Source organism: Pseudonocardia sp. McavD-2-B (assembly GCF_024124365.1).
GTDB lineage: Bacteria > Actinomycetota > Actinomycetes > Mycobacteriales > Pseudonocardiaceae > Pseudonocardia > Pseudonocardia alni.
In genome coordinates this window covers 1-8,124 of the sequence record NZ_JAMXSG010000269.1, presented here as the reverse complement: position 1 = coordinate 8,124, position 8,124 = coordinate 1, and the positions used below count along the sequence as shown (strand labels likewise).

General features: G+C 75.2%; 7 protein-coding genes and 1 pseudogene. 6 read left to right on the top strand and 2 right to left on the bottom strand.

Going from position 1 to position 8,124, the window contains the following annotated elements:
- Together NH602_RS25400 and NH602_RS25395 are read right to left on the bottom strand one after the other, a co-directional pair.
- A pseudogene (locus tag NH602_RS25400) lies at nt 1-420 on the bottom strand (SH3-like domain-containing protein); the annotation flags it as partial.
- The gene (locus NH602_RS25395) at nt 421-1,755 is read right to left on the bottom strand and encodes an MSMEG_0569 family flavin-dependent oxidoreductase (protein ID WP_179762290.1); all 1,335 of its coding nucleotides are present in this window, start codon (nt 1,753-1,755) and stop codon (nt 421-423) included.
- Between the two features lie 293 nt (nt 1,756-2,048).
- Between NH602_RS25395 and NH602_RS25390 the strand changes: the two genes are divergently transcribed.
- The 6 genes from NH602_RS25390 to NH602_RS25365 form a co-directional block, all read left to right on the top strand.
- The gene (locus tag NH602_RS25390) at nt 2,049-2,567 is read left to right on the top strand and encodes an MSMEG_0572/Sll0783 family nitrogen starvation response protein (protein ID WP_062396325.1); all 519 of its coding nucleotides are present in this window, start codon (nt 2,049-2,051) and stop codon (nt 2,565-2,567) included.
- A 160-nt stretch (nt 2,568-2,727) separates the two neighbouring features.
- A complete protein-coding gene (locus NH602_RS25385; protein WP_083658089.1) occupies nt 2,728-3,900 on the top strand; it encodes an MSMEG_0568 family radical SAM protein in 1,173 nt (390 codons plus the stop codon).
- Between the two features lie 3 nt (nt 3,901-3,903).
- Nucleotides 3,904-5,430: an MSMEG_0567/sll0787 family protein gene (locus tag NH602_RS25380; RefSeq protein ID WP_253069108.1), complete on the top strand. Its 1,527-nt coding sequence runs from the start codon at nt 3,904-3,906 to the stop codon at nt 5,428-5,430.
- A complete protein-coding gene (locus tag NH602_RS25375; RefSeq protein WP_253069107.1) occupies nt 5,427-6,293 on the top strand; it encodes a carbon-nitrogen hydrolase family protein in 867 nt (288 codons plus the stop codon). Before NH602_RS25380 ends, NH602_RS25375 begins: the two co-directional genes overlap by 4 nt.
- Before the next feature lies 1 nt (nt 6,294).
- Nucleotides 6,295-7,137 carry a carbon-nitrogen hydrolase family protein gene (locus tag NH602_RS25370; RefSeq protein ID WP_253069106.1) on the top strand — a complete coding sequence of 281 codons (843 nt, stop codon included), beginning with the start codon at nt 6,295-6,297 and terminating at the stop codon, nt 7,135-7,137.
- A gap of 3 nt (nt 7,138-7,140) precedes the next feature.
- Nucleotides 7,141-8,124: MSMEG_0565 family glycosyltransferase (locus NH602_RS25365; RefSeq protein ID WP_253069105.1), on the top strand; the 984-nt coding region annotated here is incomplete at its 3' end.

Sequence of the window (8,124 nt, the reverse complement as noted above, 5' to 3'; positions counted from 1 at the left end):
GAAGCGCGGCGCGGCGTCGACGGTCCGCAGCGACCCGGGCGCGGTGGGCGCGTAGTCGGGCTTCGCGACCGGTGGGTCGACCGGCTCGGGCACGTCCTCGCCGCGACCGCGCCGGGCCCGTGCCTCCACCGCGCCGCGCGCCAGGACGCCCGAGTCGACGAGCATCAGCTCGGCGGCGTGCAGCCAGCGACCGTAGTAGCCGTCGTCGAGGTAGCGGGTGCGGTCCAACCGGGACAGTGCGTGCCGGAACGCGTCCAGGTTGCGCCCGGAGATGCGACCCATGGTCAGCGCGGTGAGCGCGAAGGCCCGGCCCTGCCACGGCTCACCGAAGGGCGGTTCCGGCTCGACGTCGGCCGGCGCCGTGACCCGCCCCCAGCCGGAGGCGCCGCCGAGGTCGGCCGGGTCGACGGGATCGTCCACTCAGGACCCCAGGGCGAGGACGTTGCAGACGTCGCCGCGGCCGCCGGTCGAGGTCAGGCCGCGCTGCGAGCGGATCCGCTCGGCGAGGAACGCCGCGTCGGCGCCCACCCCGGAGAACCGCCCGGACCCCCAGGTCCACTGCCAGGGCAGGCCCAGGAAGAACAGCCCGGGGACGGCCGTCGTGCCCCGGCTGTGCACCGGCGAGCCACGGCCGGTGAACACCCCCAGGTCGATCCAGGAGAAGTTCTGCCGGAACCCGATGCACCACACCACGGAGGTGATCCCGGAACCGTCGAGCGCCAGCTCGGTGACCTCGCGCTCCGGACGCCACACCGGGGTGTAGCGCTCCTCGACCGGCGCGTCGACACCCTGCTCGGCGATCCAGCCGTCGATGGTGTCCTTGATGGACTCGCTGACCTCGTCGGCGTGGTCCAGTGAGGACTCCAGGTCGGGGGCGAAGGTGAGCCGGCCCCCCGCGTGGTCGGTCAGCGCACCGTAGAGGTGCATGCCCTCAGCGGCGAAGCGACGCAGGTCGATGTCGCGACCGCCGTCGCGCCCGGTGACGTAGTGGTTGGCCTGGGCGCGCACGGCCTCGCGGCGCGGGTGCCGGGTCACCGGCATCCGGTAGTAGCCCATCTCGTCGAGCCAGTCGGTGACGTCACGGCCCCGGTAGAAGCGGGCCACCCGCGGCGCGTGCCCGACGACGAGGTGCACCCTGCGCCCCTCCAGGTGCAGGTCCTCGGCGATCTGGGCGCCGGACTGCCCGGACCCGACCACCAGCACCTCCCCCGGCGGTAGCTGGCCGGGGTTGCGGTAGTCCTGGGACCCGATCTGCGTGATGCCGGCCGGCAGCGGCTCGGACAGCGGCGGGGTGAGCGGCGTGTGGTACCCGCCGGTGGCGACGACGACCTGGTCGGCGGTGCACGTCCCGGCGGAGGTCTCCACGACGAAGGTCCCCCGGTCGTCGCGGTGCAGCCGGGTCACCGCGACGCCCTCGAGCAGCGGCGGGTCGACGAACGCCCGGTAGGCCTCCAGGTAGTCGACGATCTCGCCGCGGACCATGAACCCGTGCGGGTCCGGCCCGGCGTAGGGGAAGTCCGGCAGGTCGCACTGCCAGTTCGGCGTGACCAGGCTGAAGGTGTCCCATCGGTGCCGCTTCCAGGACGACGCGACGACGTCGCGCTCGAGCACCAGGTGGTCGATGCCGCGCACGTCCAGGCAGCGGCTCATCGACAGCCCCGCCTGTCCACCGCCGACGACGACCACCGTCCGGTGCTCGCCGTCGAGCTCGGTCGGCGGGGTGCGCCGGTCCTCGCGCCGGATCACCGCAGTCATGGGGGCCTCCTCGTGAGGGATCGGGGAACGCCACCACGGTCGACCCGTCGTATTACCGAATCGTGTCGTTCGGACGACGGGAGTATTGCCCCGTGTTACGCAACACGACGGTCACAAAGCGCTGATCAAGAATTGCCGTCGTAGTCCGCTCTCAACGTTCCGGAAACAGATCACTGGTGTTGTGGGGACTGCCGGAAACGGTGGGGCCCGATTCCTTCGCAGTGTCCCTCCCCCGGCGCTCCCACGCACCCCTAATCCCGGCGTGGATCCGTCACACCACGAGGAGCATCCCCATGACCAGCGCCGAGCTGTCCGACGTCGAGAAGAAGAGCCTCGAGGAGATCCCGCACCCCTCGCTGCCCGAGGGTTCGAGCATCTACGGCGGCACCAAGGTCTTCCCGGACCTGCAGGCCGAGAACGGCGAGACCTACTTCACCCTCGTGCACGGCATCGCCCACGAGTCCTCGGTCAGCTTCGTGGCCGTGCTGCAGGCGACCCGTGCGCTGCGCAAGGGCTTCGAGTCGGCCATGTACTTCTACGGCCCGGGCTCGCTGAACTGCCTGGCCACCCGCGGTTTCCCGACGACCGGCACGTCCGCGTTCCCCGGCGAGCACAACATCAACGACCAGCTCAAGACCTTCATCGGCGAGGGCGGCAAGGTCTACTGCTGCCGCTTCGGGCTGTCGCTGCACGGTGCCCGCGAGGAGGACCTGATCGAGGGCGTCATCCCGACGCACCCGCTCGACGTCCAGGACGCGCTCATCCACTACGCCCGCAAGGGCGCGATCATCAACTCGACCTACCAGCTCTGACCGACGGCGGGACGCCACCGCGTCCCGGATCCGCACCGAGATGCAGCTCAGGGCGCCACGGCGTCCGTCGCGGCAGCCGTGGGCTGCATCTCGGTGCGGCCGGGTGCACCGGTCGCACCCCGCCGTACCCGGCCCGTCGCATCCCCGGAGGTCCGTCCGCATGTCCGCACCGTCCCGTACCGAGCCCGGTCTGCGGGCCCGAGCCGAGCTGGCCGTCCGCGGCGTGGGGCTCGACCCCGACACCGGGCCCGACACCGCATCCGGCGCCGGGCCCGAGCGCCCCTCCGGCGTGACCGACCTCGGGTCGGTCATCCCGCTGCGCCGCCCCGGCGGGGCCGGGCCGTCCGCCGACGGCCACGTGCTCGTCGACGGGCTGGCCACCACCGTCCCGATCGTCGCCGACTCCCCCTACCGGCTCCGGGACGGGCGGCTGCTGCGCCGCGAGCCCGGCGGCGGCGTGACCGACATGGGTGTCGCCGTCGACACCGTCGCCCGGCCGGCCTTCTACGACCTCACCACCGCCGACGGCATCTCCTACGAGAAGATCGCCCGCCTGCACGGCGACGACGTGCTCGCCTCCACCGTGGTGCAGACCTGCGTGCGCTACGGCGAGGCCGACCGCTGCCGGTTCTGCGCCATCGAGCAGTCCCTGGAGTCCGGCGCCACCACGGCGGTCAAGACACCCGACCAGCTCGCGGAGGTCGCCGAGGCCGCGGTCCGCCTGGACGGGGTGCGCCAGATGGTGCTGACCACCGGCACCTCCAACGGACGTGACCGCGGTGCCCGGCACCTGCTGCGCTGCGTGCGCGCGATCCGCGAACGGGTACCCGGGCTGCCGATCCAGGTCCAGTGCGAGCCGCCCGCCCCCGACGACCTCGGCGTGCTCGCCGAGCTGGCCGCCGCGGGCGCCGACGCGATCGGCATCCACGTCGAGTCCCTCGACGACGACGTCCGCCGGCGCTGGATGCCCGGCAAGGCCACCGTCGGGCTGTCCCAGTACCGGGCGGCCTGGGACGAGGCGGTGCGGGTGTTCGGCCCGAACGCGGTGTCGACCTACCTCATCGTGGGGCTCGGGGAGGACCCCGACGAACTCGTCGCCGGCGCCGCCGAGCTGGTCGCGGCCGGGGTGTACCCCTTCGTCGTCCCCTACCGGCCGCTGCCCGGCACCCTCGCCTTCGCCGACGGTGTCCCCGCGCCCGACCCGGACCTGCTCGCCGACGTCACCTCCCGGGTCGCCGCGGTGCTGCGGGAGGCCGGGATGCGCGGCGCCGACCAGGCCGCGGGCTGCGCCGCCTGCGGGGCGTGCAGTGCGCTGTCGGCGGCGGGGGGCTGAGCCGTGAGCACCACCGACCCCCGCCCCCGCTTCGTGAGCGGGGCACCCCGTCACCTCACCCCCGCCCCCCGCTGGATCGCCGACGAGCTGCTCGGCGGCCGCCCGGCCGCCGGCACCGACACCCCGCCGGTGACGATCCGCGAGGCCCGCGCCGACGACGCGGGCGACTCCGGCGTCGCCGGGTACCGTGCGCTGCGCCGCGCGGTGTTCTGCGTCGAACAGGGGCTGTTCCCCGACCGGCCCACCGCCGACCTCGACGACCACGACGCCGACCCACGCGTCGTCGTCCTGCTCGCCCACGACGCCGACGGGACCCTGCTCGGCGGGGTGCGCCTCGGCCCGGCCCGGGCGGCCCACCCCGACATCGGGTGGTGGACCGGCAGCAGGCTGGTCGTCGCCCCCACCGCGCGGCGCCGCACCGGGGTCCGCATCGGGGCGGCACTGGTCCGCGCCGCCTGCGCGCGCGCCGAGGCCGCCGGCGTCCTGCGCTTCGACGCCGACGTCCAGGCCGCGGGCGCGGTCCTGTTCGACCGGCTCGGCTGGGCCCGGGCCCGCGACTGCGAGGTCGCCGGGGCCCCGCACGTCACGATGCGGTGGCCGGTGACCCGCGTCCAGGACCTCGTCGTCGCCACCAAGGCACCGCTGGGTGCGCTGGTCGGTGGCCTCGGCCCGGCCGGGTTCGTCGGCGACGACGGCGCCCCCGTCCCGGGCACCGACATCGTGGCCTGCTGCGACGCGATCGTGCCGGCGATGGTCGAGCGCGACCCGGAGTGGGCGGGCTGGGCCGGGGTGCTGGTCAACGTCAACGACCTCGCGGCGATGGGTGCCGCCCCGGTCGGGCTGCTCGACGCCGTCGGCGCCCGGGACGCCTCGTTCGCCCACCGCGTGCTGAGCGGGGTACGCGCTGCGGCCGACGCCTACGGTGTCCCGCTGCTCGGCGGGCACACCCAGCTCGACGTGCCCGCGGCGCTGTCGCTGACCGCGCTCGGACGCACCGACCGTCCCGTCCCCGCCGGTGGCGGCCGCGCCGGGCACCGGGTCCGGCTCACCACCGATCTCGGCGGCGGCTGGCGTCCCGGCTACACCGGACGCCAGTGGGACTCGACGACCTCGCGCACCCGCGCCGAACTGGCCGCGACCGTCGGCGCCATCGGTCCGGACGCACCGCACCGCCCCGCCGCGGCGAAGGACGTGTCGATGGCCGGGCTCGCCGGCACCCTCGGCATGCTCGCCGAGGCCTCCGGCGTCGGCGCCGTCCTCGACGTCGCCGCCGTCCCCCGGCCGGACGGCGCCACCGCGGGCGACTGGTTCACCTGCTTCCCCGGGTTCGGCCTGCTCACCGCGGACGACCCCGGCGCACCCGCCCCCGACGCGGGCCCCGCGGTCTCCGCCGAGTGCGGCGAGCTCGTCCCCGGTGCCGGGGTCCGGCTGCGCTGGCCCGACGGCGAGCAGACCGAGGCCGTCACCGCGGGTGTCACCGGCATGGGCCGCGCCGGCGCCCCCGCCCACCACCCCGAGGAGATTCGATGACGCCCACGACGTTCGGCGCCGCCGCGCAGGGCTTCGTCCGCGACCTCGACGAGGACTTCGCCCGGATCGCCGCCACGATCGACCGGGCCCGCGCGGCCGGGGTGCAGGTGCTCGCGCTGCCCGAGGCGGCGATGGGCGGGTACCTGTCGTCGCTGCACGACGTGCCCGGCACCCCCGCCGACCGCCCGCCGCAGCTGGACCCGGACGGGCCGGAGATCCGGCGGCTGGTCGCGCTGGCCGGGGACATGGTCGTCGCGGCCGGGTACTGCGAGACCGGGGACGACGCGTCCGGCGGGCGGCCCTACAACTCCTGTGTCGCCGTCACCGGGGACGGGATCCTCGGCCACCACCGCAAGGTGCACCAGCCGATCAACGAGAACTCCAGCTACGCCGCGGGTGACCGGTTCGCCGCGTTCGACACGCCGTACGGCCGCACCGGCATGATGATCTGCTACGACAAGGCGTTCCCCGAGGCGGCCCGTGCACTGGCCGACGACGGCGCCCGGACCGTGCTGTGCCTGTCCGCGTGGCCGGCGTCGCGGACCAACCGTGCCCCGGTCCTCGCCGAGGACCGGTGGGCCCGTCGCTTCGACCTGCACGACCGTTCCCGGGCACTGGAGAACCAGTTCGTCTGGGTCTCGGCCAACCAGGCCGGTACGTTCGGCGACATGCAGCTGGTGGCGAGCGCCAAGATCGTCGACTCGGGGGGCGAGGTGCTGGCGACGACCGGCAGCGAGGCCGGACTCGCCGTCGCGACCGTCGACGTGGACGCGGAGGTGGACGCGGCCCGCCGCGTGATGGGGCACCTGCGTGACCGCCGTCCGGCGGCCTACGGGCCGGGCCCGGTCCACGCGGGGGTGTGAGGTGCGCGTCGCCGCGGCGGCCGCGAACTTCACCCGCGACGTCGCGTTCGACCTGGAGCGGATCGGTGTGATCGTCGCGCACGCCCGGGAGCGGGGCGTGCGCGTGCTGGTGCTGCCCGACGGCGCGCTCGGCGGCTACGTGCACGACCTGCGCAGCCCCGATCCCGCCGACCCGGACGACGGCGCGGTGCTGCCGCCCGAGCTCGACCCGGACGGCCCCGAGGTGCGCGCGGTCGCCGCGCTCGCCCGGGAGATGGTGGTGTGCGTCGGGTTCTGCGAGGCCGGCCCCGAGCCGGGCGTGCGGTGGAACTCCGCGGTCTGCCTGACCGGGGACGGTGTGCTCGGCAGGCACCGCAAGGTGCACCAGCCCGCGGGTGTCGCCGGGCTGTTCGCCGCCGGGGACGGGTTCACCGCGTTCGACACCCCCGCCGGGCGGATGGGGATGCTCATCGACCACGACAAGACCTTCCCCGAGTCGGCCCGCTCGCTCGCGCTCGACGGCGCACAGCTGCTGGCCTGCCTGTCCGCGTGGCCGACCTCGCTGACCAACCGGGCGCCCCGGATGGCGCAGGACCGCCAGGCCCGGCTGTTCGACCTCTACGACCAGTCCCGCGCCGCCGAGAACCAGGTGCTGCTGATCTCGGCGAACCAGAGCGGGCGCAACGGCTCCCTGCACTTCCTGGGCCGGGCCAAGGTCGTCGGGCCGGGCGGGGACATCCTGGCCCGCACGTGGTCCAAGGGCGGGCTCGCCGTCACCGACGTCGAGCCCGACGAGATGATCGCCTCCGCCCGCGCGGTGCTGCACCACCTCAAGGAACGCCGACCCGACCTGTACCGGGGCTGAGCGGTGCGGATACGGCTGTCCACCTACTCCACCAAGCCGCGCGGCGGGGTCGTGCACACCCTCGCGCTGGCCGAGGCACTCGCCGCCGCCGGGCACGAGGTCGCGGTGTTCTCCCTGGCCCGGGGCGGGGACACCGGCTTCTTCCGGGCCGTCGACCCCCGCGTCGCGGTGCATCTGGTCCCGGTTCCGGAGATCGACGGCGAGACGGTCGGTGCCCGCATCCTCCGCTCGATCGACCTGCTGGCCGCCGGGCTGGCCGACGCCCCCGCGGTCGACGTCCGGCACGCCCAGGACTGTCTGTCCGCCAACGCCGAGGGCCGCGCGCACGGCTACGGCTCGCTGCTGCGCACCGTGCACCACCTCGACGAGTTCAGCACCCCCGAGCTGGCCGCCTGCCACGAACGCGCGCTGGTGCACCCGGCCGCGCTGGTGTGCGTCTCCCGCGCCGTCGCCGCGGAGGTGCGCGCCGGCTGGGGCCGGGAGGCGACGGTGATCGGCAACGGCGTCGACGCCGCCCGGTTCACCCGGGCCGCCGACGCCGGCGCCGGCGCGCCGTGGCGGGCCCGGTTCGGCCGCTACGTGCTCTCGGTCGGCGGGATCGAGCCGCGCAAGGGCACCGCCGACCTGGTCGAGGCGATGGCGCTGCTCCGGCCCGGTGCACGCCTGGTGATCGGCGGCGGCGAGACGCTGTTCGACTACCGCGACTACCGCGCCCGGGTGCTCGCCCGGGCCGACGAGCTGGGCGTCGTCCCGGACATCCTCGGCCCCGTCGACGACGACGCGCTGCCCGGCCTGATGGCGGGTGCGGCGGCGTTCGCGTTCCCGTCGGCCAAGGAGGGCTTCGGCCTGGCCGCGATGGAGGCGCTGGCCGCCGGGGTCCCGCTGGTGACCCGGGACCTGCCGGTGCTGCGCGAGGTGTTCGGCGACGCGGCACGGTTCGCCCGCGACCCCGCCGGGTTCGCCGCCGCGCTCGCCGACGCGCTGGCC

What these genes read in the sequence shown, in the direction of transcription:
- NH602_RS25395 (WP_179762290.1), bottom strand. Translation starts at nt 1,755, where the DNA reads ATGACTGCGGTGATCCGGCGCGAGGACCGGCGCACCCCGCCGACCGAG.
- NH602_RS25390 (WP_062396325.1), top strand. Translation starts at nt 2,049, where the DNA reads ATGACCAGCGCCGAGCTGTCCGACGTCGAGAAGAAGAGCCTCGAGGAG.
- NH602_RS25385 (WP_083658089.1), top strand. Translation starts at nt 2,728, where the DNA reads ATGTCCGCACCGTCCCGTACCGAGCCCGGTCTGCGGGCCCGAGCCGAG.
- NH602_RS25375 (WP_253069107.1), top strand. Translation starts at nt 5,427, where the DNA reads ATGACGCCCACGACGTTCGGCGCCGCCGCGCAGGGCTTCGTCCGCGAC.